The organism is Bradyrhizobium sp. UFLA05-125 (genome assembly GCF_059803515.1).
This window is the reverse complement of sequence record NZ_JBANBJ010000023.1, coordinates 29,580-55,642: the sequence shown is the minus strand read 5'-3', so window position 1 is coordinate 55,642 and position 26,063 is coordinate 29,580. Positions and strand designations below refer to the sequence as shown.

Annotated in this window: 28 protein-coding genes and 1 pseudogene; 24 read left to right on the top strand and 5 right to left on the bottom strand. The window is 64.2% G+C overall.

Going from position 1 to position 26,063, the window contains the following annotated elements:
* Nucleotides 1-105 precede the first annotated feature (105 nt).
* From secY to SO156_RS21055, 8 genes are all read left to right on the top strand, one after another.
* Nucleotides 106-1,440, top strand: a complete 1,335-nt coding sequence (secY, locus tag SO156_RS21090) for a preprotein translocase subunit SecY (RefSeq protein WP_458149223.1) — start codon at nucleotides 106-108, stop codon at nucleotides 1,438-1,440.
* Nucleotides 1,441-1,706: 266 nt separating this feature from the next.
* Nucleotides 1,707-2,558 (top strand): adenylate kinase, encoded by an 852-nt coding sequence (locus SO156_RS21085; RefSeq protein WP_498536136.1) that lies wholly within the window; start codon nucleotides 1,707-1,709, stop codon nucleotides 2,556-2,558.
* Between the two features lie 187 nt (nucleotides 2,559-2,745).
* Nucleotides 2,746-3,114 (top strand): 30S ribosomal protein S13, encoded by a 369-nt coding sequence (gene rpsM / locus SO156_RS21080; RefSeq protein WP_458149221.1) that lies wholly within the window; start codon nucleotides 2,746-2,748, stop codon nucleotides 3,112-3,114.
* Nucleotides 3,115-3,237: 123 nt separating this feature from the next.
* Nucleotides 3,238-3,627 carry a 30S ribosomal protein S11 gene (gene rpsK / locus SO156_RS21075; protein ID WP_007603045.1) on the top strand — a complete coding sequence of 130 codons (390 nt, stop codon included), beginning with the start codon at nucleotides 3,238-3,240 and terminating at the stop codon, nucleotides 3,625-3,627.
* 115 nt (nucleotides 3,628-3,742) lie between these two features.
* Nucleotides 3,743-4,774 carry a DNA-directed RNA polymerase subunit alpha gene (locus SO156_RS21070; protein ID WP_212403727.1) on the top strand — a complete coding sequence of 344 codons (1,032 nt, stop codon included), beginning with the start codon at nucleotides 3,743-3,745 and terminating at the stop codon, nucleotides 4,772-4,774.
* A 201-nt stretch (nucleotides 4,775-4,975) separates the two neighbouring features.
* Nucleotides 4,976-5,392, top strand: coding sequence for a 50S ribosomal protein L17 (rplQ, locus tag SO156_RS21065; protein WP_027520940.1), 417 nt, complete (start codon nucleotides 4,976-4,978; stop codon nucleotides 5,390-5,392).
* Nucleotides 5,393-5,643: 251 nt separating this feature from the next.
* Nucleotides 5,644-6,432: an SDR family NAD(P)-dependent oxidoreductase gene (locus SO156_RS21060; protein ID WP_498536135.1), complete on the top strand. Its 789-nt coding sequence runs from the start codon at nucleotides 5,644-5,646 to the stop codon at nucleotides 6,430-6,432.
* An 85-nt stretch (nucleotides 6,433-6,517) separates the two neighbouring features.
* Nucleotides 6,518-6,814: a DUF1330 domain-containing protein gene (locus tag SO156_RS21055; protein ID WP_498536134.1), complete on the top strand. Its 297-nt coding sequence runs from the start codon at nucleotides 6,518-6,520 to the stop codon at nucleotides 6,812-6,814.
* A gap of 141 nt (nucleotides 6,815-6,955) precedes the next feature.
* Here the strand turns inward: SO156_RS21055 and SO156_RS21050 are convergent, their stop codons facing one another.
* Nucleotides 6,956-7,969, bottom strand: a complete 1,014-nt coding sequence (locus tag SO156_RS21050; RefSeq protein ID WP_498536133.1) for a zinc-binding alcohol dehydrogenase family protein — start codon at nucleotides 7,967-7,969, stop codon at nucleotides 6,956-6,958.
* A gap of 118 nt (nucleotides 7,970-8,087) precedes the next feature.
* Between SO156_RS21050 and SO156_RS21045 the strand changes: the two genes are divergently transcribed.
* Nucleotides 8,088-8,477 (top strand): winged helix-turn-helix transcriptional regulator, encoded by a 390-nt coding sequence (locus tag SO156_RS21045; RefSeq protein ID WP_458149217.1) that lies wholly within the window; start codon nucleotides 8,088-8,090, stop codon nucleotides 8,475-8,477.
* A 184-nt stretch (nucleotides 8,478-8,661) separates the two neighbouring features.
* On the opposite strand, the gene SO156_RS21040 is transcribed toward SO156_RS21045, so the two are convergent.
* A complete protein-coding gene (locus tag SO156_RS21040) occupies nucleotides 8,662-10,263 on the bottom strand; it encodes an OprO/OprP family phosphate-selective porin (protein ID WP_458149216.1) in 1,602 nt (533 codons plus the stop codon).
* Nucleotides 10,264-10,581: 318 nt separating this feature from the next.
* On the opposite strand from SO156_RS21040, the gene SO156_RS21035 reads away from it, so the two are divergent.
* From SO156_RS21035 to SO156_RS20995, 9 genes are all read left to right on the top strand, one after another.
* Nucleotides 10,582-11,988: a DegQ family serine endoprotease gene (locus SO156_RS21035; RefSeq protein WP_498536132.1), complete on the top strand. Its 1,407-nt coding sequence runs from the start codon at nucleotides 10,582-10,584 to the stop codon at nucleotides 11,986-11,988.
* The gene (locus SO156_RS21030; protein WP_498536131.1) at nucleotides 11,985-13,322 is read left to right on the top strand and encodes a replication-associated recombination protein A; all 1,338 of its coding nucleotides are present in this window, start codon (nucleotides 11,985-11,987) and stop codon (nucleotides 13,320-13,322) included. Before SO156_RS21035 ends, SO156_RS21030 begins: the two co-directional genes overlap by 4 nt.
* Nucleotides 13,323-13,374: 52 nt before the next feature.
* A complete protein-coding gene (locus SO156_RS21025) occupies nucleotides 13,375-14,574 on the top strand; it encodes an RluA family pseudouridine synthase (protein ID WP_498536130.1) in 1,200 nt (399 codons plus the stop codon).
* 31 nt (nucleotides 14,575-14,605) lie between these two features.
* On the top strand, nucleotides 14,606-14,917 hold the full coding sequence (locus SO156_RS21020; protein ID WP_458149212.1) for a hypothetical protein: 312 nt from the start codon (nucleotides 14,606-14,608) through the stop codon (nucleotides 14,915-14,917).
* A gap of 300 nt (nucleotides 14,918-15,217) precedes the next feature.
* Nucleotides 15,218-16,012, top strand: a complete 795-nt coding sequence (locus SO156_RS21015; protein WP_498536129.1) for an ATP12 family chaperone protein — start codon at nucleotides 15,218-15,220, stop codon at nucleotides 16,010-16,012.
* Nucleotides 16,013-16,067: 55 nt separating this feature from the next.
* Nucleotides 16,068-17,693, top strand: a complete 1,626-nt coding sequence (gene fliK / locus SO156_RS21010; RefSeq protein ID WP_498536128.1) for a flagellar hook-length control protein FliK — start codon at nucleotides 16,068-16,070, stop codon at nucleotides 17,691-17,693.
* Nucleotides 17,690-17,953 (top strand): EscU/YscU/HrcU family type III secretion system export apparatus switch protein, encoded by a 264-nt coding sequence (locus tag SO156_RS21005; RefSeq protein WP_498536127.1) that lies wholly within the window; start codon nucleotides 17,690-17,692, stop codon nucleotides 17,951-17,953. Before fliK ends, SO156_RS21005 begins: the two co-directional genes overlap by 4 nt.
* 78 nt (nucleotides 17,954-18,031) lie before the next feature.
* Nucleotides 18,032-18,844, top strand: a complete 813-nt coding sequence (gene blaOXA / locus SO156_RS21000) for a class D beta-lactamase (protein ID WP_498536126.1) — start codon at nucleotides 18,032-18,034, stop codon at nucleotides 18,842-18,844.
* Nucleotides 18,845-18,931: 87 nt separating this feature from the next.
* Entirely contained in the window at nucleotides 18,932-20,305 is a 1,374-nt protein-coding gene (locus SO156_RS20995) for a serine hydrolase (protein WP_498536125.1), read from the top strand.
* A gap of 203 nt (nucleotides 20,306-20,508) precedes the next feature.
* Here the strand turns inward: SO156_RS20995 and SO156_RS20990 are convergent, their stop codons facing one another.
* Both SO156_RS20990 and SO156_RS20985 read right to left on the bottom strand, forming a co-directional pair.
* Nucleotides 20,509-21,102: a hypothetical protein gene (locus tag SO156_RS20990; RefSeq protein ID WP_498536124.1), complete on the bottom strand. Its 594-nt coding sequence runs from the start codon at nucleotides 21,100-21,102 to the stop codon at nucleotides 20,509-20,511.
* Nucleotides 21,103-21,296: 194 nt separating this feature from the next.
* Complete coding sequence (locus SO156_RS20985) at nucleotides 21,297-21,701, bottom strand: DUF4260 domain-containing protein (protein WP_458149205.1); 405 nt, start codon at nucleotides 21,699-21,701, stop codon at nucleotides 21,297-21,299.
* 144 nt (nucleotides 21,702-21,845) lie between these two features.
* Between SO156_RS20985 and SO156_RS20980 the strand changes: the two genes are divergently transcribed.
* Both SO156_RS20980 and SO156_RS20975 read left to right on the top strand, forming a co-directional pair.
* Nucleotides 21,846-23,378 carry an acyl-CoA carboxylase subunit beta gene (locus SO156_RS20980; protein ID WP_458149204.1) on the top strand — a complete coding sequence of 511 codons (1,533 nt, stop codon included), beginning with the start codon at nucleotides 21,846-21,848 and terminating at the stop codon, nucleotides 23,376-23,378.
* A 119-nt stretch (nucleotides 23,379-23,497) separates the two neighbouring features.
* Nucleotides 23,498-23,845: a hypothetical protein gene (locus SO156_RS20975; RefSeq protein WP_498536123.1), complete on the top strand. Its 348-nt coding sequence runs from the start codon at nucleotides 23,498-23,500 to the stop codon at nucleotides 23,843-23,845.
* A gap of 92 nt (nucleotides 23,846-23,937) precedes the next feature.
* Here the strand turns inward: SO156_RS20975 and SO156_RS20970 are convergent, their stop codons facing one another.
* Nucleotides 23,938-24,594, bottom strand: coding sequence for a glutathione S-transferase family protein (locus SO156_RS20970; RefSeq protein ID WP_498536122.1), 657 nt, complete (start codon nucleotides 24,592-24,594; stop codon nucleotides 23,938-23,940).
* 202 nt (nucleotides 24,595-24,796) lie between these two features.
* On the opposite strand from SO156_RS20970, the gene SO156_RS20965 reads away from it, so the two are divergent.
* The 4 genes and pseudogenes from SO156_RS20965 to SO156_RS20950 all read left to right on the top strand — a co-directional run bounded on the left by SO156_RS20965 (nucleotide 24,797) and on the right by SO156_RS20950 (nucleotide 26,034).
* Nucleotides 24,797-25,243 carry a DUF2214 family protein gene (locus SO156_RS20965; RefSeq protein ID WP_498536121.1) on the top strand — a complete coding sequence of 149 codons (447 nt, stop codon included), beginning with the start codon at nucleotides 24,797-24,799 and terminating at the stop codon, nucleotides 25,241-25,243.
* Between the two features lie 66 nt (nucleotides 25,244-25,309).
* Nucleotides 25,310-25,384, top strand: a pseudogene (locus SO156_RS20960) (adenosine-specific kinase); the annotation flags it as partial.
* 101 nt (nucleotides 25,385-25,485) lie between these two features.
* Nucleotides 25,486-25,674 carry a hypothetical protein gene (locus SO156_RS20955; RefSeq protein WP_498536120.1) on the top strand — a complete coding sequence of 63 codons (189 nt, stop codon included), beginning with the start codon at nucleotides 25,486-25,488 and terminating at the stop codon, nucleotides 25,672-25,674.
* Nucleotides 25,675-25,707: 33 nt separating this feature from the next.
* Nucleotides 25,708-26,034 carry a GcrA family cell cycle regulator gene (locus SO156_RS20950; RefSeq protein ID WP_458149199.1) on the top strand — a complete coding sequence of 109 codons (327 nt, stop codon included), beginning with the start codon at nucleotides 25,708-25,710 and terminating at the stop codon, nucleotides 26,032-26,034.
* Nucleotides 26,035-26,063: the final 29 nt, after the last annotated feature.

The following is a 26,063-nucleotide window of genomic DNA, read 5'->3' as shown; positions in this document are numbered from 1 at the left end:
GGACGATGGACTTATCGAAGCCGTGCACCAGATAATGTCCGGCGTCCGCCCAAGTAGCCCGGCCGCGGGCATGACGGCGCAGTAGGCGGCGGGAGAAAGCCCAACATGGTCTCAGCAGCGGAACAACTGGCAGCCAACCTCAATTTCGGCGCGCTTGCCAAGGCCGACGAACTGAAGAAGCGCATCTGGTTCACCCTGGGTGCGCTGCTCGTTTATCGGCTCGGCACCTACATCCCGCTGCCCGGCATCGATCCCAACATCTGGGAGCAGGTGTTCCGCTCGCAGGCGGGTGGCATCCTCGGCATGTTCAACATGTTCGCCGGCGGCGGCATCCACCGCATGGCGATCTTCGCGTTGAACATCATGCCGTACATCTCGGCCTCGATCATCATCCAGCTCCTCACCACCGTCTCGCCGCAGCTCGAGGCGCTGAAGAAGGAAGGCGAGGCGGGCCGCAAGACGCTGAACCAGTACACCCGCTACCTCACCGTGATCCTGGCCGCGTTCCAATCCTACGGCATTGCGGTCGGTCTGGAAGGCGCCGGCAACGTCGTCAGCGACCCCGGCCTGTTCTTCCGCCTCTCCACCGCGATCACGCTCACCGGCGGCACCATGTTCCTGATGTGGCTGGGCGAGCAGGTGACCTCGCGCGGCATCGGCAACGGTATCTCGCTGATCATTCTCTCCGGCATCGTCGCCGAGCTGCCCTCGGCGCTCGCCAACATGCTCGAGCTCGGCCGTCAGGGCGCGATGTCGACCGGCCTGATCCTGATCGTCATCATCATGGCGGTCGCCGTGATCGCCTTCATCGTGTTCATGGAGCGCGCGCAGCGTCGCCTCCTGATCCAGTATCCGAAGCGCCAGGTCGGCAACAAGATGTTCGAGGGCCAGTCCTCGCATCTGCCGCTCAAGCTCAACACCTCGGGCGTCATTCCGCCGATCTTCGCGTCCTCGCTGCTCCTGCTGCCGACGACGGTTGCGAACTTCAACGCGGGCAAAGGACCGGAATGGTTCCAGTGGCTCACGACGCAGCTTGGCCACGGCCGGCCGCTGTTCCTCATCCTGTATCTCGCGCTGATCGTGTTCTTCGCGTTTTTCTACACCGCGATCGTGTTCAACCCGACCGAGACCGCGGACAACCTGAAGAAGCATGGCGGCTTCATCCCGGGCATCCGTCCCGGAGAGCGCACCGCCGAATACATCGACTACGTGCTGTCGCGCATCACCGTGATCGGCGCGATTTACCTCGCGATCGTCTGCTTGATCCCGGAAATTCTGATTTCCTACGCCTCGGTGCCCTTCTACTTTGGTGGCACCTCGCTGTTGATCGTGGTCAGTGTCACCATGGACACGGTGGCGCAGGTTCAGGGATATCTGCTCGCCCATCAGTACGAAGGGCTGATCCGGAAGTCGAAGCTGCGGGGCCGCCGCAACAGGTAAGTTCGGACTTGCGGTCCCGGTCGCCGTTGCGATCGGTGCGCTGCTACCCGTTTAGAACGCGCATCATTCCGTTGGTAGCGTTGACGGGGGCGGCTTGAGCCGTCTACCTGACCGTGCAGACCGATTCCCAAAGCCTTCGTCGCTTGCGGCAAGGCGACGCCGTGTCATTATGGGTAGTGGTGCGGCGCTGATTGTGGTTTGCACTATTCTCGATCTTCAAACACAGGTGCGCGATTTATCGCTCACCGATCCGGGGGCGAACGCCAATGAGAATTATCCTTCTGGGACCGCCGGGGTCAGGCAAGGGGACCCAGGCGCAACGGCTGATCGAGCGCTATGGCATCGTGCAGCTCTCGACCGGTGAGATGCTTCGCGCTGCGGTTGCGGCGGGAACGCCGGTCGGGCTGAGGGCGAAGGAGATCATGGCGAGCGGCGGCCTCGTGCCCGACGATGTCGTGGTCGGAATCATCGCCGACCGGATCGAGCAGCCCGATGCCAAGAAGGGCTTCATCCTGGACGGCTTCCCGCGCACCGTGCCGCAGGCCGAGGCGCTGGACGAGCTGTTGAAGCTCAGGCACCTCAAGCTGGACGGCGTGATCGAGCTCAGGGTCAACGAGAGCGCGCTGCTCGACCGCGTCGAGACCCGCGTTGCCCAGATGCGCGAACGCGGCGAAGAGGTCAGGGTCGACGACACCCCGGAGGTGTTGACCAAGCGGCTCGCCAGCTACCGCAGCCAGACGGAACCGCTGATTCACTACTATTCCGAGCGGCGCAAGCTCTCGACCGTCGATGGCATGATGACCATCGAGGAGGTCACCCGTGCCGTCCACCGCCTTCTGCTGGCGCTGGGGGCGATCGAGCCCAGAACCCACGCCAAGACCGCCCACGCCAAGACTGCGGCTAAGCCTGCGGTCAAGGCGGCTTCAGCCAGGAAGGCAGCCAAAAAGGCCAAGAAACCCGCGAAAACGGCCAAAAAGGCCACCAAGTCCGCCAAGAAGGTCGCCAAAGGCGCCAAGAAAGCCGCAAAAAAGACCGCCAAGAAGACCGTTAAAAAGACCATCAAAAAAGGTCCGAAGAAGGGTCTAAAAAAGGTCACGAAAAAGCGAGCTAAGCGCTAGCAGCGGTTGACGAAACCCCCCGGAATCCCTTAATAAGCCCCGCATCCAAGTCGGATAGTTTCAGACGATGCCGGGCCCCAGGAAGACCGGGGGTGGGCGTCGTGTTCGCGTTTGTGAACACCTGCCCGAGAAAGCAAGCACTTAAAGCCCGATTCCTGACGAGGGATTGGCAACAGGAGAGAAGGCCGTGGCCCGTATTGCCGGCGTAAACATTCCCACCAACAAGCGCGTGCTGATCGCGCTGCAGTACATCCATGGCATCGGCCCCAAGATCGCCGGTGACATCATGGAGAAGGTGAAGATCCCCGAGGATCGTCGCGTCAATCAGCTGAGCGACCAGGAAGTGCTCCAGATCCGCGAGGTCATCGACCGCGACTTTCTCGTCGAGGGCGATCTGCGTCGCGAGGTCGGCATCAACATCAAGCGTCTGATGGACCTCGGCTGCTATCGCGGCCTGCGTCATCGTCGCGGACTGCCGGTGCGCGGTCAGCGCACCCATACCAATGCGCGTACGCGCAAGGGTCCGGCCAAGGCGATCGCCGGCAAGAAGAAGTAAGTTTTCGAATTCAGTCGCGGCGTGTGGCGAAGAGGGGATGACCCGCTCGCCACGCGCCTTTCGTTCCACAGGTGTAGCCGCTGGTATTACGGCGGCGTTTGAGATCTCCAGGAAAGGTACTCAATGGGCAAGGAAGCCACCCGCGTTCGCCGTCGTGAGCGCAAGAACATCGCCTCCGGCGTGGCGCACGTGAACTCGTCGTTCAACAACACGACGATCACCATCACCGATGCGCAGGGCAACACGATCGCCTGGTCGTCGGCTGGCACGATGGGTTTCAAGGGGTCCCGTAAGTCGACCCCGTATGCAGCGCAGGTTGCTGCGGAGGACGTTTCCAAGAAGGCGCAGGAGCACGGCATGCGCACGCTGGAAGTCGAGGTCGCCGGTCCCGGTTCGGGCCGCGAGTCGGCGCTCCGCGCGTTGCAGGCTGCGGGATTCACCGTCACCTCGATCCGCGACGTGACCACGATCCCGCACAATGGTTGCCGCCCGCGCAAGCGTCGGCGCGTTTGATACGAGGTCGCGGGCGCCGTCGTCGTCCGCGATGACTTTGCTTTGCGAAGCCGCAAGCGCGACTTGCGGCCTTTCTCCAACGCCAGTGTCCGCAATGGCAGACTGACTGGCCTGTATGGGTGAAACAGTGACGATCCAGAAAAATTGGCAAGAACTGATTCGGCCGAACAAGCTCCAGGTTTCCCCGGGTAGCGATCCGGCCCGCTTTGCGACCATCGTCGCCGAGCCGCTCGAGCGTGGCTTCGGCCAGACGCTCGGCAACGCGCTGCGCCGCATCCTGTTGTCTTCGCTTCAGGGCGCCGCCGTGCAGTCGGTGCACATCGACGGCGTGCTGCACGAGTTCTCCTCGATCGCGGGCGTCCGTGAGGACGTCACCGACATCGTGCTGAACATCAAGGACATCTCGATCAAGATGCAGGGCGAGGGCCCCAAGCGCATGGTCGTGAAGAAGCAGGGTCCGGGCGTCGTCACCGCCGGCGACATCCAGACCGTCGGCGACGTCACCGTGCTCAACCCGGACCTCCAGATCTGCACCCTCGACGAGGGCGCCGAGATCCGCATGGAGTTCACGGTCTCGACCGGCAAGGGCTATGTGCCCGCCGAGCGCAACCGGCCCGAGGACGCGCCGATCGGCCTGATCCCGGTCGACAGCCTCTACTCGCCGGTCCGCAAGGTCTCCTACAAGGTCGAGAACACCCGTGAGGGCCAGATCCTCGACTACGACAAGCTGACCATGACGATCGAGACCAACGGCGCGATCACGCCGGATGACTCGGTGGCCTACGCTGCGCGCATCCTCCAGGATCAGCTCAACGTGTTCGTCAACTTCGAAGAGCCGCGCAAGGAAGTCGCCCAGGAGATCATCCCGGACCTCGCCTTCAACCCGGCCTTCCTCAAGAAGGTGGACGAGCTCGAGCTGTCGGTGCGTTCGGCCAACTGCCTGAAGAACGACAACATCGTCTACATCGGCGACCTCGTGCAGAAGAGCGAAGCGGAAATGCTCCGCACCCCGAACTTCGGCCGTAAGTCGCTGAACGAGATCAAGGAAGTGCTGGCCCAGATGGGTCTGCACCTCGGCATGGAAGTGCCGGGCTGGCCGCCGGAGAACATCGACGAGCTCGCCAAGCGGTTCGAGGATCATTACTGATCCGATTTCACCGTCGTGGCCGGAGACTCCGGCCACGATTTTTTGCGTGATCCCGGAAAAGTGCGAAGCGGTTTTCCGGATCACGCTCAAAGAAGGAAGCAAGAGCGTTCTTGAACGCTTTTGCGGGCGAACGCAGGAAGCCCACCTGAGCAACATGTCCGACGAACCGTCGCGGCAGTTCAAAACGTAAGGAATAGTCACATGCGTCACGGCAAGGTTCATCGGAAGCTCAACCGCACGGCCGAGCACCGCAAGGCGATGTTCGCCAACATGGCGGCTTCGCTCATCAAGCACGAGCAGATCGTCACCACGCTGCCGAAGGCCAAGGAGCTCCGTCCGATCGTCGAGAAGCTCGTCACCCTCGGCAAGAAAGGCGGCCTCTCGCTCCGTCGTCAGGCGATCGCGGAGCTACGCGACGTCGATATGGTCAAGAAGCTCTTCGACACGCTCGCGACCCGCTACAAGGACCGCCAGGGCGGTTACACCCGCATCATCAAGGCCGGCTTCCGCTACGGCGACAACGCCGCGATGGCCGTGATCGAGTTCGTCGACCGCGACGTCGACGCCAAGGGCCAGGACTCCGGTCCGTCCCAGGCGAAGGAAGCCGAAGCGGCGTAATACGCCGGCTGGCATCGAGTTCAGAAGCGGCGCCCTCGGGCGCCGTTTTTTGTTTTGAATTGTAGGGTGGGCAAAGGCGCGCTGCGCCGTGCCCACCACTTCTGCTGCGGCACGCAAAGTGGTGGGCACGCTTCGCTTTGCCCACCCTACGAAGCTCGACGGGGGCATGTCGCCCTCACGCGTGGGTGAGCGCCGATTGCAGCGCCATCGACCACGCCCGATATCTCCATCGACATCAATGGAGATATCGCATGAAGATCGACCTTTCCGGAAAGACTGCCCTCGTCACCGGCTCGACCGCCGGCATCGGCCACGCCATCGCCAAAGGCCTTGCAGCGACCGGTGCCAGCGTCGTCATCAACGGGCGTAGTCGAGACAAGGTCGATGCCGCCGTCCGCAAGCTGGAAGGGGCGGGCAGTCAGGTGCGCGGCATTGCCGCCGACGTCTCGACGGCGGCAGGCTGCAAGACGCTCGTTGCAGCGCTGCCGGACGTCGACATCCTCATCAACAATGCCGGCATCTTCGAGCCGAAGCAGTTTGTCGATATCCCCGACGAGGACTGGTCCCGTTTCTTCGAGGTCAACGTGATGAGCGGTGTACGGCTCTCGCGTGCGTATTTCCCGGGTATGCTGAAGCGCAATTGGGGCCGCATCGTCTTCATCTCCTCGGAATCGGCACTCAACATCCCCGTCGAGATGATCCACTATGGCATGACCAAGACCGCGCAACTCTCGGTCGCGCGCGGGCTCGCGCTACTCACCCGCGGCACCGGCGTCACCGTCAATTCCGTGCTGCCGGGCCCGACGATGTCGGAAGGCGTCGAGGCTTTTGTGAAGGATCTCGCCGAGCAGAATGGTCAATCCGTGGATGAGGCGGCCGCCAATTTCGTCAAGCAGCATCGCCCGACGTCGCTGCTGCAGCGCTTCGCCAGCGTCGATGAGATCGCCAACATGGTGATCTTCCTCGCCTCCACGCAATCCTCAGCCACCAACGGCGCCGCGCTACGCGCCGAGGGCGGCATCGTCAACACCATCGCGTAGATCGGAAAGGTGCGCAGCGGTTTTCCCTCGCGACAAACGCGGAACGCGTTTGCGCGGAGATCATGCTCGAGCAAGAGGTGCGCGCATGCCGGCCTATGTCATCTCCGAGGTCGAGGTCCGCGATCAAAGCGCGATGGAGGCCTATCGCACGCTTGCCGCAAAGACGATCGCGCAATATGGCGGCCGCTACCCCGCGCGCGGCGGCGCCGCAGACGTGGTGGAGGGCAGTCCGCGGGCCAGGACCATCATCATCGTCGAATTCCCCTCGATGGCGCGCCTGCGCGAATGGTATGCCTCGGCCGAATATGCCGAGGCGCTGAAGCTGCGGCGGACCGCGCTGGAGCGGCGGCTGATGTTTGTCGAGGGCGTGGTGCCGGCGTAGAGTGCCGAAATCGTAGGGTGGGTTAGCGTAGCGTAACCCACCTCTTCTCCATCAATGTTGAGAGAAGTCGGTGGGTTACGCCTAGCGGACTGCGCTTCGCGCAGCCGCAGGGCTAACCCACCCTAAAAGGCGACGCAGTGACTACCACCCCTCCAGCACGATCTTGCCGCGCGACTTGCCGCTCTCCAGCAGCGCGTGCGCGCGCTTGAGGTTCGTCGCATTGATCGTGCCAAAGGTCTGATCGAGCGTGGTGCGCAGCACCCCCTTGTCGATGAGGTCGGCGACGTCATTGAGCAAGTGATGCTGCGCGATCATGTCAGGCGTCTGGAACGAGGAACGCGTGAACATCGATTCCCAGTGCAGCGAGATCGCCTTGCCCTTGAATACGCTTACGGTGAATTCCGGGGGATCGTCGATCAGGCCGAACCTGCCCTGCGGCGCCATGAGGTCCGCGATCGCCTTGTAATGCTGGTCGGTGAAGGTGAGGCTCGCCACCAGCGCGACCGGCGGCAGCTTGAGCTTTTCGATCTGCTCCTTCATCGGCTTGCCGTGATCGATCACTGCATGCGCGCCGAGATCGAGGCACCATTTCTGCGATTCCGGCCGCGTCGCGGTCGCAAGCACCGTGAGGCCGGTGAGACGGCGCGCAAGCTGGATCAGGATCGAACCGACGCCGCCGGCGCCGCCCGTGATCAGGAGCGTGCGCGGATCGACGCTCTTGCCGGGCACGGCGCCAAGCCGATCGAACAGCAACTCCCAGGCGGTGATGGAGGTGAGGGGAAGCGCGGCGGCCTGCGCGAACGAGAGCGATCTTGGCTTGCGGCCGACGATGCGCTCGTCGACCAGATGGAATTCGGCATTGGTGCCTTGGCGCAGGATCGAACCCGCGTAAAACACCTCATCGCCCGGCTTGAACAGCGTGACATCGGGCCCGACCGCATCGACCACGCCGGCCGCGTCATAGCCCAAAATCTTGACCTCGCCTTCGGGCGGGGCGGCGCGCTTGCGCACCTTGTAGTCGACCGGATTGGCCGAGATCGCCTTGACCGCGACGCGGATCTCGCGCCCCTTCGGCTCCGGCCTTGCGGTTTCGAAATCGATCAGGGAATCCTGTTCCTCGATCGGAAGCGATTTTTTGTAGCCGACGGCCTTCATGTCTCAAGTCTCCATCAGATGGTGAGATCGCCGGGTTAAGTGTCGGGGTAGCTCCGATTTTGCAAGTACTGTAAAAACGGGGATATAGTCCCTGTTTGGATACTATTGGGGAACACGCATGAAACGGCGCAATTTCGCTCGGCGTCCCGGCTGCTCGGTCGAGGCCACGCTGGACCTGATCGACGGCAAATGGAAGGGCGTGATCCTCTATCACCTCCAGGGCGGCACGCAGCGCTTCGGCGAATTGCGCCGCCTGATGCCGGGCATCACCCAGCGCATGCTGACAAAACAGCTTCGCGCGCTGGAGGAGGACAAGCTCATCATCCGCAAGGTCTACGCGGAAGTGCCGCCGCGGGTTGAATATTGTCTTTCCGAGCTCGGCGAGAGCCTTCGGCCGGTGATCGACATCTTGAAAGCCTGGGGTGAAAGCCACCAGGAGCGGCTCTCCTGCGCGCCGGCGCCTGAAGCGGAGCCGGTCGTTGAGAAGAAGCCGAAGCGCGCGGCGTGATGAAGCGTCACGTTTGTGACGAGGCCAACGCCACACTCTAAGTGTCGTCCCCGCGCAGGCGGGGACCCATAACCACAGGGTGCAGTTGTTGACGGACTGTTAGTTGCGGCTTACGCGACAACTGTCGCCTGTGGTTATGGGTCCCGGGCTCGCGCTTCGCGCGCCCCGGGACGACGAGTGAGAATCAGAACGCGACCTGGGTCCGCATCGCAATCGCGTCGAACTTCGAGCCCGCATTCACCGCAGAGGTTGAGCTCACCTGCTTGGAGATGTCGCCATGCAGGTAGTCCAGCATGAAGCGGATGTTGCCGTTGACGTACCAGTTCAACGCGGCAGTGTAGATGGTTTGCCGTCCACCCGCGATGCCGGCCGCAGTTGCGAGCTGATCGTTCAGGTTCATCGTGCTCACGCGTCCGGCGATTTCCCAGGCACCCCAGCCGCCGCCGGTGAGTGAGAACGGATTCGCCGGCTTGACGCCGCCGTAGGAGGCCGTCGCGGGATTGTAGGCATGCGTCTCGCCGGTAAGCACGTAGCCGACCTGCGCGTAGCCGCCATCGAATTTCAGGCTCGACGCGCCGAAGGGCGGCAGGCCAGTATTCGCTGTGCGGTCGACATTGAACCAGTAGTATTCGCCCTGCGCGATGAGCGGGCCATAAGTCCCCGCCACTTCGACGCCGTAGACCTGCGCCCCGGAAACGTTGGCGATCGCACCGGTCGATATCAGCGACGTCGGATCGATCCGCAGCTCAGGCCGGTCACTGAGTGTGAGCGTCTGCGCCTGCGTCACCAGATTGCGCGGCGGCTGGATCAGCCACTCCGCATCGGCGCCGATATGAAACGAGTAGTCCTTGCCGCTGATGGGATTGCCGGCAATGCGGGCGGTGGCGCCATATTGCTCGCTGGTCCCGGGCGGAGAGACGCTGGACGCAGAGTGGATCTGGCCCGTGGTCGGTCCGGTGACATAGGCGCCGACCCAGAGCTGGTCGTTCCACCAGCGGGTGCCGGCGGCCGAACGGAAGTCACCGGCCGCGATATTTTGTGCGATGACGCCGACCGAAGCACGCTCCATGAACATGATGTCGTTGGAGCTGGTCGCTTCGTCGAGCGTCCAGGCCAGGTCCATGATGCCGGCTTCGACCGCCATCTTGCCGCCGAACGGTTTCAAGCCGGTGTAGCTCAGATAGGCGTTTTCGACGCCGGACGTGCCGCCGCCGGGCAGCGAGCCCGGAGCTGTGCCGCCGAAGCCGTCGGACGAGCCGCCGAAGTCGTAGATGAGCGCGTAGTTCCAGTCGCCGAAGAACTTGCCGACCACACCGATGCGTGCGCGGCGGAGATTTTCGCCGCTGTCGAGCTTTTGCGGCACCGTCGCTGCGGTGTTGGGACGGTAGTCGTAGCCGCCGACGTCCCAGTGCACCCGGCTCGTGATCGCGACGCAGTTCTGTTCATCCGCGGTGCAGATCGTCGGCCGGTTGTTCGGCATGGTCACGACCACGCCGGATGGAGCCACCGGACCCTTGACCGGAATGGCGGCTTGCGCGTTGGCAACCGCGGCCTTGGCTTCAGTCCTCGCCTCGGCTTTCGCCTCGGCCTTGGCCTTCGCTGTGGCCGCCGTGTTCGCCGCGGTCTGATTTTGCAGTTTATCGAGCTTCTGCTCGAGCAGCTTCAATTGCTGCTTCAACAATGCGATCTCCTGATCGCTGTTGCTCGCCGTCTGTGCGTGGCCTTGCGAAGCCGCGAGCGCGCCGGCGAGGCCGAGCGCCGCGGTTGTGAATCTTTTCCTATTCACGTCATCCACTCCCTTACTGATCAGCGTCCCCATCGTCACGAAGAATCGTACGATCGGCAGATGACCGCCCCGCGACGAATATCACGCACGAGCTCGGTTCCCGCTGATGTAAATTCGCATCAACCGAATCCTGCCTAGCTTGCACTCTGGAGGATGATGGGCGTCATGCCAATCCCGCGGGCAGCGGCAAAATGGCCGCTCCCCTCGCGGGACTTGCATGCCGGGGCGGGGAGGAAAGGGGGCGAATATTGGCGGCTGCCGCCCTTCTATTGAAGGTCGAACATGCCTATATTCCGGCGTCTTTTCCGAGAGGTAGGAATGTTTCGATTGATCCGTGCCACCGTTATTGCCGCAAGCTGCGTGACCCTTCTGGGCAGTCTCGATCCCGCCGTCGCGCAGGACCGTCGCGTCCCGTCGTCCCCGGCGGAGCTCAAGCTGTCCTATGCGCCGATCGTGCAGCGGGTGCAGCCGGCGGTGGTCAACGTCTATGCCGCCAAGGTGGTGCAGAACCGCAATCCGCTGCTTGACGACCCGATTTTCCGCCGCTTCTTCGGCGTGCCGGGCCAGCAGCCCGAGCAGATGCAGCGCTCGCTCGGCTCCGGCGTCATCGTCGACCCCTTGGGCCTCGTCGTCACCAACGTCCATGTCATCGAGGGCGCCGACCAGGTGAAGGTGTCGCTCTCGGACAAGCGGGAGTTCGAGGCCGAGATCCTGCTGAAGGATTCCCGCACCGATCTGGCGGTGTTGCACCTAAAGGACGCCAAGGAGAAATTCCCCACCCTCGACTTCACCAATTCCGATGAGCTGATGGTTGGCGACGTCGTGCTCGCCATCGGCAATCCCTTTGGCGTCGGCCAGACCGTGACCCACGGCATCATCTCGGCACTCGCACGCACGCAGGTCGGCATCACCGACTATCAGTTCTTCATCCAGACCGATGCGGCGATCAATCCCGGCAATTCGGGTGGTGCGCTGGTCGACATGAACGGCAAGCTCGCCGGCATCAATACCGCGATCTATTCGCGCTCCGGCGGCTCGCAGGGCATCGGCTTCGCGATCCCGGCCAACATGGTGCGCGTCGTCGTCGCTTCCGCCAAGAGCGGCGGCAAGGCGGTGAAACGTCCGTGGCTCGGTGCGCGGCTCCAGGGGGTGACGCCCGACATTGCGGAGAGCCTGGGCCTGCGCTCGCCGACCGGCGCACTCGTCGCGAGCGTCGTGCCGAATGGGCCTGCGGCGAAAGCCGGCCTGAAAGCCTCCGACCTGATCGTCGCGATCGACGGGCAGGCGGTCGACGATCTCAACGCCTTCGACTACCGCCTCGCCACCCGTCCGATCGGCGGTACTGCGCAGCTCGACGTGCAGCGCGCCGGCAAGCCGATCAAGCTCACGGTGCAGCTCGAGACTGCGCCAGACACCGGCCGCAATGAGATCGTGATCACCGCGCGCTCGCCGTTCCAGGGTGCGAAGATCTCGACCATCACGCCGGCGGTCGCCGACGAGTTGCATCTCGATGCCGACACCGAGGGCGTCGTGATCACCGAGATCGGCGACGACACGACGGCCGCCGGTGTCGGCTTCCAGAAGGGCGACATCATCCTCTCCGTCAACAACCAGAAGATCGACAAGACCAACGATTTGGAGAAGGTAGCGGGAGCCTCGTCGCGGCTCTGGCGCATCACGCTGGTGCGTGGCGGCCAGCAGATCAACGTCACGCTCGGCGGATGAGCGCGAAGCGACCACAGGAGACGCCAACGCTGTTTGCCGCGGCGGGGCTCGATCACGATGCCCCGCATCCGCTGCCGGACCGCCTGCGCCCGCGCGCGCTGTCGGAGGTCGTTGGCCAGGACCACATCCTCGGCCCCGACGGCGCGCTGACGCGCATGCTGGAGACGCGCACGCTCGGCTCGCTGGTGTTCTGGGGCCCGCCCGGCACCGGCAAGACCACCGTGGCTCGGCTGCTTGCAGACGCCACCGACCTGCATTTCGAGCAGATCTCCGCGGTCTTCTCCGGGGTTGCTGACCTGAAAAAGGCCTTTGACGCCGCGCGCGCCCGCCGTGAGATGGGTAGGGGCACGCTGCTGTTCGTCGACGAGGTGCACCGTTTCAACCGCGCGCAGCAGGATTCCTTCCTGCCGGTGATGGAAGACGGCACCGTGGTCATGGTCGGCGCCACCACCGAAAATCCGTCCTTCGAGCTCAATGCGGCGTTGCTCTCGCGCGCTCGCGTGCTGGTGTTCCATTCGCTCGACGCCGCCGCGATCGAAAAGCTGTTCGCGCATGCCGAGGCGGTCGAGGGCAAGAAGCTGCCGTTGGACGCGGAGGCGCGCGCCGCGCTTGCACGCATGGCCGATGGCGACGGCCGCGCCGCGCTGACACTGGTCGAGGAAGTCTGGCGCTCCGCGCGCGCCGGCGAGATCTTCAACGCCGCGCAGTTGCAGGACATTCTGCAGCGCCGTGCGCCGATCTACGACAAGTCGGCCGACGGCCACTACAATCTGATCTCGGCGCTCCATAAATCCGTGCGCGGCTCCGACCCGGACGCTGCTCTCTATTATCTCGCGCGCATGCTGGACGCCGGCGAGGATCCACTGTTCCTGGCGCGGCGTGTGGTGCGCATGGCGGTCGAGGACATCGGGCTTGCTGATCCGCAGGCGCTCGTCATTGCCAATTCGGCAAAGGATGCCTTCGATTTTCTTGGCCATCCCGAAGGCGAGCTCGCGATCGCCCAAGCGGTGGTCTATCTCGCCACCGCGCCGAAATCGAACGCGGTTTACACCGCCTTCGGCGCGGCGATGCAGACCGCAAAACAGGCCGGCTCGCTGCTGCCGCCCAAACACATCCTCAACGCGCCGACCGGTCTGATGAAGTCGGAGGGCTATGGCGCAGCTTACGAATACGACCACGACGCGCCCGACGCCTTCTCCGGCCAGGACTATTTCCCGGAGGCCTTGGGACGCCAGACCTTCTACGACCCGCCCGAGCGCGGCTTCGAGCGGGAGATCAGGAAGCGGCTGGAGTATTGGGCGAAGCTGCGTAAGGAGCGGGGCGGCTCACGTTGAAATCGGCCATTTCGTCGTGACGAGACGCTGCTTTTAGGCTACGCAGGCAAGCATGAGCCGCCGCATCAAGAGAACCGACCCAAAGCCCCGTTCGCGCGATGAGCGCAAGGAGGCGCGCCCGTTCAAGGCGCGCAGCGCGCACAAGGCGGGGCCGCGGCCGGGCGGCAAGCCGGGTTCGAAGCCGCAGCGCTTTGTGTCCGAGCGCGCCGAGCGACGTGCACCCGAGCCGGTGACCGCAAAGCCCGTCGAAGCACTGCTGCCGACCAAGGTGCAGACCGTTACCGTGACTGCCGACGAGAACAACATGCGCGTCGACCGGTTTCTGGAAGCGCGTTTCCCGGGGCTGTCGTTCTCCCACATCCAGCGCGTCGTGCGCAAAGGCGAGCTGCGCGTCGACGGCAAGCGGGTCGACAGCAAGGACCGGCTGGAGGAGGGGCAGAGCGTCCGCATTCCGCCGTTGAAGCTGGACACGCCGAAAGCTCCCGGCGCGCTCTCCGAAGCCGCGCAAAAAACGCTTGCCGCGCTCAAGGAGATGACGCTCTTTGAGGACGACGACGTCCTCGTGCTCAACAAGCCGGCGGGACTTGCAGTGCAGGGCGGCTCCGGCACCACGCGGCACATCGACCAGATGCTGGAGGTGATGCGCGACGCCAAGGGGCAGAAGCCACGCCTGGTGCATCGCATCGACAAGGACACGTCAGGCTGCCTGTTGATCGCGAAGACGCGCTTTGCCGCGACCCATCTCACCGGCGCCTTCCGCTCGCGTTCGGCGCGCAAGATCTATTGGGCGCTGGTGCCGGGTCTGCCGAAGCCCAAGCAGGGCCGCATCTCGACCTTCCTCGCCAAAGAGGAGAGCGAGGACGACACCATCATGCGCATCGCCCAACATGGCGATGAGGGCGCGAGCCACGCGGTGACTTACTATGCAGTGGTCGAGACCGCCGGCAACAAGCTGACCTGGGTGTCGCTGAAGCCGGTGACGGGGCGCACGCACCAGCTTCGCGCGCACATGGCACATATCGGCCATCCCATCATCGGCGATCCCAAATATTTCAACATCGAGAACTGGGAATTGCCGGGCGGTCTGCAAAACCGGCTGCATCTGCTCGCGCGCCGTATCGTCATTCCGCACCCGCGCGGCGGGGTGATCGACGCCAGCGCTCCGCTACCGCCGCACATGCAGCAGTCCTGGAACCTGCTTGGCCTCGACGCAACAAGATTTGATCCGATCGAGAACGCGCCGGAAGAGTAATCCGGTTGCGAGACTATGGGAGGCGTACGATATGTCCTCCATGAAGGCGACGCTATCCATCCTGATGGTTCTGGTCGCGCTCTCGGCGGGGCAGGGCAGCTTCGCGCAGACGCTGATGCCGGGCACGCCTCTGTTGCTGCCACCACCGCCTCCTCCGCCGCCACCGCCGAAGATCGAGGTACCGAAGGTCCCGCAGGTCAACGCGCTGCCGACCTTCAATTACAAGCAGCCGCCGCGGCCTTCATTCAGCGACCGCATCACCAAATGCCTTGAAGACGCCGCCGGGGCGGGCCTGACCCCTGCTGATCGCGGCACCTATTCGCGGATGTGCGCGAACCAGTAGGGCATCTCGCGACGCTCTCAATGTCATCGCCAATAGTCATAGAGGTTACGCACACTGAAACCAGCCTCCGCCGCGGCCGGCCAGAACCCGGCGAACAGGGCCAAAATGCCCGCGATTTCCTTCATGCCTGCCGCTCGCTTTATCGGCTGCCGGACTTATTTTAGAAGCCTAAAGCGCGATGAGATTGGGATGAATCGTCATCGCGCTTTAGGTTGTTGTTTGCGCATGATCTTTTCGGAAAACCGCTTCGCACTTTTCCGGATCATGCTTTAGCATCCAGGGATCAGGGTCGAAAACCGAATGCGCGAATTGTTTGACGAGGTTGCGGGCCAGTCCCGGCTCGATCCGCAGGAAGCCGCGCGGGCTGCCTCCCGTGCGCCCCTGCGCAAGCGCTTCTATGCGGAGGCGGGCGTCGTGGAGGCCGAGGATGGCTTTGCCATCACGCTCGATGGCAAGCCGATCAAGACGCCGTCCGGCCGCCAGGTCGTCATCCCTGCGAAGCTGCTCGCGGACGCGGTCGTCGCGGAATGGGCCGGCCAGACGGAGACGATCGACCCCATGACCATGCCGCTGACGCGGCTCGCCAACAGCGTGGTCGAGGGCGTGATCGACCGCGTCGATCTCGTCAGCGATGACCTCGCAAAATATTTGCAGTCCGACCTGCTGTTCTATCGCGCCGGCCATCCCGAGGGCCTGGTGGCGCGCGAGGCCGCGCATTGGGACCCCGTCCTGTTCTGGGCGGCCGAGACGCTTGGCGCGCATTTCATCCTGTCCGAGGGCATCATGCATGTGACCCAGCCGGAGCAGGCGCTCGCGGCCGCGCGGGCTGCCCTGCCCAGGGATCCCTGGTCGGTCGCGGCGCTGCACGTGATCACGACGCTGACGGGGTCGGCGCTGCTGGCCCTCGCCCTGGCGCATCGGGCACGCGATGCCGATCAGGTCTGGGCGGCCGCCCATGTCGACGAGGACTGGAACGCCGATCAGTGGGGCGTGGACGAGGAGGCGGCCGGCCGCCGCGCCGCCCGGCTGAAGGATTTTGCCGCGGCGGTGGCGGTCCTCGAGGCCGTGAACGGGCCGCCGACGCAGGGTCCTTAACGAGAGGTTTACGACGGACGGCTAGGGTTGCTCGCGTTCCGCGGGCCCTTAAGACATGCCGACGCCGATAAGCTCGATCGTATCAGTCACCGCCGCCACCTCCGTGGCCGATGCGGCGACGCCGGAACTCGTGCTTCAGGCGGGCTCGGTCGTCGACGCCAAGGTCGTCAGCGTGATGGCCGACAATCTCGTGCGCATTGCGATCGCCAACCTCTCGATCGACGTGATGTCGGAGGTGGCGCTATCGCCGGGCCAGAACCTCCAGCTCGCGGTGTCGCAGAACGATGGCACTGTGCGGCTCGCAATCGTCAACGGGGCGGGCGGGGCGGCGACCGATCAGGTCACGCTGACGCCAGGTGCGGTCGCGTTCACCGACGCGCCCACGCTCGCACCGTCCGCGACCGCTGGGCGCAACCTCCTCACGCCGCTCGAGCAGATCGCCGTTTCGGTGGCCTCCAGTGAGGCCGTGACCAAGCAGGGCAGCCAGGCGCCGCTGTTTGCCAATCTCGCCTCGGTCGTCACCAGCAGCGATCTGCCGGCGGGGCTGAAGCAGGCCGTGCTGGACGTACTGGCGCAGCAGACACCGCTCAGCCCGCAGCTCGACGGTGGCGACATCGAGTCCGCGTTCCAGAAATCCGGGCTCTTCCTCGAGGCCTCGCTGGCGTCAGGGCTGACGCCTGCAGGCGGCAGCGTTCCTGATCTGAAGGCAGCGCTGCTGGTGCTGCGCCAGACGCTGGCGGCGACGTCGGGCGCGCTTGAAACTTCGGTGCCGCAAGTGGCGGCAGCGGCAACCGCGCGTCCTGCCGCGCCCGCGGCCGTCGCGCAGGCCGTGACATCGCTCGAACGCATCGGAGGCGAAGCGTTCCAGGCTCCGCCGCTATCACCTGAAGCCGGTCCGGGCGAGACGCTGCAAGCGCCACGAGGAGCAAATGTCGCAGCCGTCGCGCTCGCCGAGGCTGTGACCGAAGGTGCGGTGTCACCTGGCGTCGCATTGAGCCTGCTGCAGGAAGCCGTGCAGGAGCTGCCGCATGCGATGGGCGGCGCATTCGCGGTGCCCAAAGCCGCGGTGCCGGACGCGCACAGCCTCGACACGATGCCGCGTGCGACCACCGCGCCACCGCCATTCCGCGGTGCGCTGCCATCGCCGCAGGCGATCGCAACGGCCTCGCTCGCATCAGGCGCACCGCTGAGTCAGACCGTGCACCGGCTTCTCGACGACACCGACGCCGCGATCGCACGGCAGACGCTGTTGCAGGTCGCATCGCTTCCGGATCGCGTCGACGCCAGCGGCCATCGTGTCGATCCCTCGGTGCCGCAGTGGAGTTTCGAGATTCCCTTCGCGACCCCGCAGGGCACCGCGATGGCGCAGTTCGAGATCTCGCGCGATGGCGGCGGCAGCGAGTCCGATCCGGCGAAAAAGGCCTGGCGCGCGCGCTTCTCGCTCAACGTCGAGCCGGCCGGCCCGGTGCACGCGCTGATCACGCTCAATGGCGACAAGACTTTTGTTCGGATGTGGGCGGAGCGTCCCGCCACCGCGCAGCAATTGCGCGACGGCGCCGGCGAGCTCAGCCAGGCGCTGGCCAAGGCCGATCTCAAGCCTGGCGACATCGTGATCCGCGACGGCACGCCGCCGCAGCCCCAACCGGCCCGCGCCGGACACTTTCTGGATCGCGCAACATGAGCGAGGAGAGCAAGCTCGCGATCGCGCTGCACTATGAGAAGGGCAGCGGTGCGCCGCGGGTCGTTGCCAAGGGCAAGGGCACGATCGGCGCTAGAATCGTGGAACTGGCAAAGGCCCATGACATCCCGATCGAGGAGAACGAGGTGCTGGCCGGCGCGTTGTCCAAGGTCGAGCTCGGCGACGAGATCCCGCCTGACCTGTACAAGGCCGTCGCCGAGGTGCTGGTGTTCGTGCTGCGGCTGTCAGGCCGGGTGCGTTAGAGCCACGCTAAAGCGCCGTCATCGTTTCACCACGAAATCGGCTGCACCGTCGCTACAAATCATTGAACGGATACCGCCTTGCTGACCCGTCGCTCCACCCTCGGTCTTCTCGCGGCTAGCGCGATCCTGCCGTCGCGCGCGCTCGCCAATGTCGCGCCGCCACTCAGCGAAGTTCGCGACAGTCTTGCCAAGCGTTTTACTGATGCCGGCACGGCCGGGACCTTCGTCGGCTACAAGACCGACGACTACATGATCATCCTGAGCGACAAGGAGCGCTCCGCCGAGCCACGGCTGCCGGCCTCGACGTTCAAGATCCCGAACTCGCTGATCGCGCTGGAAACGGGCGTGGTGCAGGACGTGGACAAGGACGTCTTCCCATGGGATGGCGTGAAGCGCGACATCGAGGCCTGGAACAGGGATCACACGCTGCGCAGCGCCATCGCGGTCAGCGCGGTGCCGGTCTATCAGGAGATCGCGCGCCGCATCGGCCAGGAGCGGATGCAAAAATATGTCGACCTCTTCGAATATGGAAATCGCGATATCGGCGGCGGCATCGACCAGTTCTGGCTGACCGGAAATCTGCACATCGATCCCATGGACCAGATCGACTTTGTCGACCGGCTGCGGCGCCGCGCGCTGCCGATCTCGAAGCGTAGCCAGGATCTCGTCTGCGATATCCTGCCGGTGACGCAAGTCGGCTCGTCCATCATCCGTGCAAAGTCCGGCCTCACGGGCAAGGAGCAGGGCTCGCTCGGCTGGATGGTCGGCTGGGCGGAGAAGGGCGACGCGCGCACCGTGTTCGCGCTCAACATGGATTGCCGCGAGCCGCGCCACATCGCCGACCGCATGGCGCTGACGCAAGCCTGCCTGACGGATATTGGCGCAATCTGACGTCGCGCTGCTGGCGAAACTCGCGTCGCTCGACTAGCATCATGGTGCCACCAGCAAGGTTGGCGCACGGCCGCACACGGGGTCTTTATGCTGCATCGCCGCTCGGTTCTGCTCGGAGGCTCCGCGCTTCTTCTTGGCGGTGCGGGGTTGCATGCGCAGACTTCGCCTGAGCAGGAGCTCGCAGCCTTGCTCAAGGACCACATCGAGGCTGGCCACGAGACGATGGGGCTCGTCGCGGGCCGCATCGAGGGCGGTCGCCGCATCGTCGCGACCTATGGGCGTTCGGGAGCCGCGGACGATCGCGCGCTCGACGCCGACACCGTCTTCGAGATCGGCTCGATTACAAAAGTCTTCACCGCATTGCTGCTGGCCGAGATGGTCGGGCGGGGCGAGGTGGCGCTGGATGATCCCGCGGCCAAATTCCTGCCCGAGCGGGTCACGATGCCGGAATATCAGGGCGTGCCGATCACGCTTCTAGATCTTGCAACCTATACCTCCGGCCTGCCGCGCATGCCCAACAATTTTGCGCCGAAGGATCCCACCAACCCCTACGCCGACTACACCGCCGATCAGCTCTACGATTTCCTGTCGGGCTACAAGCTCGCCTATACGCCGGGCAAGCACTACGAATACGCCAATCTCGGTTTCGGCCTGCTCGGGCACGTGCTGAGCTTGCGCGCCGGCAAAACCTACGAGGAACTTGTCACCTCGCGTATCTGCGCGCCGCTCGGTATGGACGACACGCGGATCACGCTCGGGCCTTCGATGCGCGAGCGCCTGGCGCAGGGCCACAATACGGCGTTGGCTCCCGTGGCGAATTGGGACCTCGATGCACTCGCAGGCGCCGGCGCACTGCGCTCGACCTTGAGCGACCTCTTCAAGTTCGTCGAGGCCTATCAGGGCACCCGCGACACGCCGCTCGCAGCCGCGATGAAGATGACGCTGTCGCTGCGGCGTCCGCAAGCGTCGCAGAGCGACGTCGCCATGGGCTGGTTCACCAGCCTGCGGTTCGACGACGAGGTGAACTGGAAGGACGGCGGCACCGGTGGCTATGCGACCTTCGTCGGCTATTCGACCAGGACCGGGAAGGCATCCATCCTGCTCTCGAATGCGAACGACTACGGCGCCAACACCTCGCTCGCGCTGAACATGATCAACCCGGCCTATCCATCGCCGAAGATCAGGCGCGCGGTCCCCGTCGATCCAGCGCTGCTCGCGGCCTACGTCGGCCGCTATCAAATCTTTCCGACCTTCGTCCTGACGGTGCGCGCCGACGGCGGCCATCTGTTCGTGCAGGCGACCGGGCAGGCCGAATACGAGGTGTTTGCCGAGAGCGAGACGGATTTCTTCTACCGCGTCGTCGACGCCCAGCTGACCTTTGCCAAGCCCGAGGACGGCACCGCGCCGATGCTGACGCTGCACCAGAACGGCAAGGACATGCGCGGGCGGCGGGTGCCCTAGAACGCGGTGGGATTGGGCTTGATTGTTGCGACAAGGGACAAGGAAAGTGCGCTCCCTCTCCCGCTTGCGGGGGGGAGAGGGTGTCTCCGCAGTGGACAATCCCCAAGCGGAGGGAGCCCTCACCCCACCCCTCTCCCGCAAGCGGGAGAGGGAGCGCACCACCTTCGTCCTAACAATCAAGCCTAATCCCACCGCGTTCTAGTCTAGGAATCGGCCGTCTTCTTCGCCGCCAGCGCCTGGTCGATCGCGCAGCCGCCGATCTCGCTGATGGCGCGAGAGATCACGTCGCCGTTCTTGGCAAAGCCGTCCGACAGGATGTCGAACTGCGAGCGGGCGAGCCGAAGCATCACGATCGGCACGGCCACCACGGTCTCGTTGAAGGTATCGACGGACTTGCGCAGCGCGCCGAGTTCGGCGGTGACATCAGCGACATGGGCCTCGGCGTTCTGCATCAGCTTCAGCATCCGCTCGCGCTCCGCCTCGAACTGCGCACGCTCGGCCGCACTGGTCGCGGTGATCTCCGCAAGCTGTGCGCGCAGCCCCTCGACCTCCCGCAACAGACCGTCCGAGGTGACCTCGGCGACCTCGCGCAGCTTGGCATTGCGCGTGCTGGCTTCGAACTGGCGGCGATAGAGCTGCTCGGCCGACATCGCCCGCTGTGACAGCGTTTCGATCGTGGCCGCGGCGCGCATCAGCATCTCGCCGTTGCGGCCCGAGACCATGCTGGCCATCCGCCGCAGGAAATCGACGGTTTCGTCACCGGTTTGGGGCGGCAGGGATACGACCGTGGCGGACATCCGGGATGCCTGGGAGCGGGGGCAAAAACAGCCGAACAAACAAGCAGAGCGTAATTGACCGCCGCCGTACCGACTGAAAGCTCACGCGAACCCATCGGCGCTGATCGTTGTCAGAAACAAGCCTGAATCGGCTGAATCGGTCAATCCGCCCCGAGGACCAAATCGCGGAGAAACGCGTGGCCCCCGCCAGCCATTCACGCTTTCCCCATCCGTCCGATCCGCCCCAGATGGGTGAAGCCGAAGCCGGCCTGATATTTCAGCCCGTAGCCCAGCGCCCGGTCGAATCCGATATGGGCGAGCCAGATCATGGCGATGGAGAGCAGGAGCGGCCATTCCAGCGCAAAACCCGCCGTGAGCAACGCCACCGGGACCATGTAGCTGTGCGCGGCATTGTAGACGATCGCGCCGAACCGGCTGTCGCTGAGGTATGCCAGGAAGCTCAGATCCGGCGCCAGGAAGAGCAGGGCGAAGACCAGCCACGAACCGCCCCAGACCGCATAGAGCAGCACCATGCCCGCAAACAGCGTCAGCCCCTCGAGCCGGAGCAGAACCTTGATGCCGCCGGTCACCTCGCCGGTTGCTGTGACTGCATCGTCCATCTGAGTCTCCTGGAGTAGCCCCTGTAATTCCTTGGGCTTTCTAGCCTGTCCAGGCGCGGCGGGCATGCGCAAAGCGGCTTTCCGGCCCGCAAAATGCCGTGTTAGAACCCGCAGCAATCGCACCTTAAGAACTGGCGGGAGCAAATGAAGCATATCCTGGACGCCCTTGAAGAACGTCGCGCCGGCGCCAAGCTCGGTGGCGGGGAGAAGCGCATCGAGGCGCAGCACGCTCGCGGCAAGCTGACCGCGCGCGAGCGCATCGAGCTGCTGCTCGACAAGGGATCGTTCGAGGAATTCGACATGTTCGTCGAGCATCGCTCCATCGAGTTCGGCATGGAGAAGAGCAAGGTGCCGGGCGATGGCGTCGTCACCGGCTGGGGCACCGTCAATGGCCGCAAGACCTTCGTGTTCGCCAAGGATTTCACCGTGTTCGGCGGCTCGCTGTCCGAGACCCACGCGCTGAAGATCACAAAGCTCCAGGACATGGCGATGAAGGCGAGGGCGCCGATCATCGGCCTCTATGACGCCGGCGGCGCGCGCATCCAGGAGGGCGTCGCGGCGCTTGCGGGCTATTCCTACGTCTTCCGCCGCAACGTCATCGCCTCCGGCGTGATCCCGCAGATCTCCGTCATCATGGGCCCCTGCGCCGGCGGCGACGTCTATTCGCCGGCGATGACCGACTTCATCTTCATGGTGAAGAACACCAGCTACATGTTCGTTACCGGCCCCGACGTCGTGAAGACCGTGACCAACGAGGTCGTCACCGCCGAAGAGCTGGGAGGCGCCTCCGTGCACACCACGCGCTCCTCGATCTCCGACGGCGCATTCGAGAACGACGTCGAGGCGATCCTCCAGATGCGCCGCCTGATCGACTTCCTGCCCTCGAACAACTCGGACGGCGTGCCGGAATGGCCGAGCTTCGATTCGATCGAGCGGATCGACATGTCGCTGGACACGCTGATCCCCGACAATCCGAACAAGCCCTACGACATGAAGGAGCTGGTCCTGAAGGTCGTGGACGAGGGCGACTTCTTCGAGATCTCGGAGGCCTTCGCCAGGAACATCGTCACCGGCTTCGGCCGCATCGCGGGCCGCACCGTCGGCTTCGTCGCCAACCAGCCGATGGTGCTCGCCGGCGTGCTCGACAGCGATGCGTCACGGAAGGCGGCGCGCTTCGTTCGCTTCTGCGACGCCTTCAACATCCCGATCGTGACCTTCGTCGACGTGCCGGGTTTCCTGCCGGGCACCGCGCAGGAATATGGCGGCCTGATCAAGCACGGCGCAAAGCTGCTGTTCGCCTACTCGCAATGCACCGTGCCGCTGGTGACGATCATCACCCGCAAGGCCTATGGCGGCGCCTTCGACGTCATGGCGTCCAAGGAGATCGGCGCCGACATGAACTACGCCTGGCCGACCGCCCAGATCGCCGTGATGGGTGCCAAGGGCGCGGTGGAGATCATCTTCCGCGCAGATATCGGCGACCCCGACAAGATCGCGGCGCGAACGAAGGAATACGAGGACCGCTTCCTGTCACCGTTCATTGCGGCGGAGCGCGGCTACATCGACGACGTCATCATGCCGCACTCGACGCGGCGGCGCATCGCAAGGGCGCTGGCGATGCTGAAAGACAAGAAGGTCGAGATCCCCGCGAAGAAGCACGACAATTTGCCGTTGTGAGGACTTGTAGCCCGAATGAGCGAAGCGACATCCGGGTCTTTGCCTAGGTCCCGCATGTCGCTTCGCTCATGCGGGCTACTGGTTTTCGTTTCTGACTTGGCATCCTCGATCTGTACCCGATGACCGAAGACGATCCGACCGACGAGATTTCAGACATCGAAGCCCGGATCGAGGCGCTGGCCGAGATCGCGGAGCGATGCCGGAAGTTCATTCTGGCTTCGAAAATAGCGATCGCGGGCGGCGCCGCATTGCTGCTCATCGTGGTGCTCGGACTGTTCGGCGTCGGTTCGGCGGCTGCGCTTGGATCGATCGCTTTGATACTGGGCGGGATCGTATCGCTCGGTTCCAACGTCAGCACGCTGCGGCAGACCGACGACGCCATCAGCGCCGCCGAGGCGCTACGGGCGGAGTTGATCGGCCGGATCGATCTCCGCGTGGTGCACGATGCGTCGATGAAGCTGATGTGAGGCGCTGCCGCATGCACGGTGCGTAGGGCGGGTTAGCGTTAGCGTAACCCGCCAACTTTTGCGGCGATGGAAGCGGCGGGTTACGGCGGCGCCTAACCCACCCTACGGCTTTCGTCGGCCGCGGCGAAATGCGCCATCTGTTCGGCGTGGGCTTTTGCAAACGCCGGGCGGGCCGTGGCGCGCGCGACATAGGCGCGGCAGGCAGGACTGTCCGCCAGCCCATCGAAACGATCGACGGGGCGCAGCACGTCCGACATCAGGATGTCGGCGACGGAGAATGAGCCGGCCAGCCATTCGCGGCCGGCCAGTACCGTCTCCATGTGCTTGAGGCGGAGCTTGAGGAAGTCGTCCAGAAACTTCCATGCCGGTGTGTCGCCGGCATTGCCGGTGAACTTGAGGATCGACCAGGGCAGACTCGCCATCTCCACGGAATTGAGCGCGGCGAACGCCCATTCCGTCGCGCAGCTGCGGCCGCGCGGATCGGATGGCATCAGTGCCTCGCTCAGTCCGCCGAGATGCATCAGGATCGCGCCGCTCTCGAAGATCGAAAGGTCGCCGTCGGTCAGCCACGGCACCTGGCCGAACGGCTGGTGCGCGAAATGCTCGGCCGAGCGGTCGCCGAACGGCATGCTGGCGACGCGATAGGGCAGGCCGGCCTCTTCCAGCGCCCAGCGGACGCGGAGATCGCGGACGTAGCCGCGGGGCATTTCGGGAACCCAGTCGAAGGTGGTGAGGGTGAGGTCGGCCATGCGATGTCTCCGTGCTGTCCAGGCATAGGACGGGTGAAGGGCTGGCGTTCCGACAGCGGGGGCGAGATTTTTGCAACGGCCGTTTGCTAGCTTGCCTTGCCTTGCGGGCTCGACGCTCCGCTCTCGCGTCATTTCTTATTGGCGGGAACAGCCTATATCATTGCGGCCGACGAGCTCGACATCTGTCCGGGGAAATCCAGCCATGTCCACGCTGTTCGCCTTCCTGCACCATCTCTGCGCCTTCACGCTGGTCTCGGCCGTTGCGATCGAGTTCACGCTGATCCGGCAGGAGCTGACGGTCGAGTCGGCACGCAGGCTCCAGCTCACCGATGTCGTGCTGGGCATTGCCGCCGGCGCGCTGTTCGTCGTCGGGCTGTTGCGGGTGTTCTTCTTTGAGAAGGGCTCCGACTACTATCTGCACAGTCACGCCTTCCTGACCAAATTCTCGCTGTTCATCATCATCGGCCTGCTATCGATCGTTCCGACGCGGGAATTCCTGTCCTGGAGCGCGGCGATCAAGGCTGGCAAGGCGCCGGTGATCGACGTGAAACGCCGGCGGCTGGTGACGTCGATCATCCATGGCGAGCTCGCGGCGATCGTCGTCATCCTGCTCTGCGCGGCCATCATGGCGCGGGGAGGGTGGGTTTAGCCGACCGACTGTATCGGCTATCCTCCGCAGCAAACAGGAAGTTGGAGGAACCCATACCAGCAGCCTTCCCGGCTGGGTGTCGAGGCCGATGCAGATATTGCGCGGCGGAAAGACCTGCTGCGAAAGATCGGCTATAAGCTCGAGGTGACGGGCATCGACAATCCGCCGATCCACGATAGCAAGACGCCCGGCACGTTAACCATCGGCGGCGCACTCCAGCTCCAGACCCGAGGAGCAACAACATGAATCCAAACATCCCCGAAGAGTTTTTCACCGGCTTGATGGGTTGGAATAGCTTTGTGATCAAGGGCAGCACGATGCCGCCCCGGGATCCTGATGACGATGAAGAGGACGATGAGGACGATGAGGACGATGAGGAAGAAGAGGACGACGACGAGCCCGCGGTCGTACGCGAACCGGACGAAGACTAGAATAGTTGATGGCAGTGGCGTACAATATCTCCCATGAGTTGGGATGCGAAAGACGTAGCGCTGCTCAAAAGACTCTGGGTCCAGGGACAGAGTGCCGCGCAGATCGCGCGCCGTCTCGGGTGTAGCCGTAACGCTGTCTGCGGCATGCTGACCCGCTTGGGCCTGAAGCGTGGCCATAAGCCGCCAACGGCAAAACCCCAGATAAGGTCGGTCCGGAAGCAAGAGCCGGTGTTGTCGGCTGCCTGCGCCCAGCCGGCAGCAAAGAAGGTGTCGCGGAAGACAACAGACAAGCAGCCCAAGGAATTCAGCAAGCGCCAGCTTTACGCCATGCTGGCTGAAGCAGTCAGGAATACGGGCTAGCGCTGGCTCGGCCGCTACGGCTCTCCCTT

Bases quoted from the DNA above. Each gene is read 5' to 3' on its own strand.
- secY (WP_458149223.1), top strand. From the start codon at position 106: ATGGTCTCAGCAGCGGAACAACTGGCAGCCAACCTCAATTTCGGCGCG.
- SO156_RS21085 (WP_498536136.1), top strand. From the start codon at position 1,707: ATGAGAATTATCCTTCTGGGACCGCCGGGGTCAGGCAAGGGGACCCAG.
- rpsK (WP_007603045.1), top strand. From the start codon at position 3,238: ATGGGCAAGGAAGCCACCCGCGTTCGCCGTCGTGAGCGCAAGAACATC.
- SO156_RS21070 (WP_212403727.1), top strand. From the start codon at position 3,743: ATGGGTGAAACAGTGACGATCCAGAAAAATTGGCAAGAACTGATTCGG.
- rplQ (WP_027520940.1), top strand. From the start codon at position 4,976: ATGCGTCACGGCAAGGTTCATCGGAAGCTCAACCGCACGGCCGAGCAC.
- SO156_RS21060 (WP_498536135.1), top strand. From the start codon at position 5,644: ATGAAGATCGACCTTTCCGGAAAGACTGCCCTCGTCACCGGCTCGACC.
- SO156_RS21055 (WP_498536134.1), top strand. From the start codon at position 6,518: ATGCCGGCCTATGTCATCTCCGAGGTCGAGGTCCGCGATCAAAGCGCG.
- SO156_RS21050 (WP_498536133.1), bottom strand. From the start codon at position 7,969: ATGAAGGCCGTCGGCTACAAAAAATCGCTTCCGATCGAGGAACAGGAT.
- SO156_RS21045 (WP_458149217.1), top strand. From the start codon at position 8,088: ATGAAACGGCGCAATTTCGCTCGGCGTCCCGGCTGCTCGGTCGAGGCC.
- SO156_RS21035 (WP_498536132.1), top strand. From the start codon at position 10,582: ATGTTTCGATTGATCCGTGCCACCGTTATTGCCGCAAGCTGCGTGACC.
- SO156_RS21030 (WP_498536131.1), top strand. From the start codon at position 11,985: ATGAGCGCGAAGCGACCACAGGAGACGCCAACGCTGTTTGCCGCGGCG.
- SO156_RS21025 (WP_498536130.1), top strand. From the start codon at position 13,375: ATGAGCCGCCGCATCAAGAGAACCGACCCAAAGCCCCGTTCGCGCGAT.
- SO156_RS21020 (WP_458149212.1), top strand. From the start codon at position 14,606: ATGTCCTCCATGAAGGCGACGCTATCCATCCTGATGGTTCTGGTCGCG.
- SO156_RS21015 (WP_498536129.1), top strand. From the start codon at position 15,218: ATGCGCGAATTGTTTGACGAGGTTGCGGGCCAGTCCCGGCTCGATCCG.
- fliK (WP_498536128.1), top strand. From the start codon at position 16,068: ATGCCGACGCCGATAAGCTCGATCGTATCAGTCACCGCCGCCACCTCC.
- SO156_RS21005 (WP_498536127.1), top strand. From the start codon at position 17,690: ATGAGCGAGGAGAGCAAGCTCGCGATCGCGCTGCACTATGAGAAGGGC.
- SO156_RS20995 (WP_498536125.1), top strand. From the start codon at position 18,932: ATGCTGCATCGCCGCTCGGTTCTGCTCGGAGGCTCCGCGCTTCTTCTT.
- SO156_RS20990 (WP_498536124.1), bottom strand. From the start codon at position 21,102: ATGTCCGCCACGGTCGTATCCCTGCCGCCCCAAACCGGTGACGAAACC.
- SO156_RS20985 (WP_458149205.1), bottom strand. From the start codon at position 21,701: ATGGACGATGCAGTCACAGCAACCGGCGAGGTGACCGGCGGCATCAAG.
- SO156_RS20980 (WP_458149204.1), top strand. From the start codon at position 21,846: ATGAAGCATATCCTGGACGCCCTTGAAGAACGTCGCGCCGGCGCCAAG.
- SO156_RS20975 (WP_498536123.1), top strand. From the start codon at position 23,498: ATGACCGAAGACGATCCGACCGACGAGATTTCAGACATCGAAGCCCGG.
- SO156_RS20970 (WP_498536122.1), bottom strand. From the start codon at position 24,594: ATGGCCGACCTCACCCTCACCACCTTCGACTGGGTTCCCGAAATGCCC.
- SO156_RS20965 (WP_498536121.1), top strand. From the start codon at position 24,797: ATGTCCACGCTGTTCGCCTTCCTGCACCATCTCTGCGCCTTCACGCTG.
- SO156_RS20955 (WP_498536120.1), top strand. From the start codon at position 25,486: ATGAATCCAAACATCCCCGAAGAGTTTTTCACCGGCTTGATGGGTTGG.
- SO156_RS20950 (WP_458149199.1), top strand. From the start codon at position 25,708: ATGAGTTGGGATGCGAAAGACGTAGCGCTGCTCAAAAGACTCTGGGTC.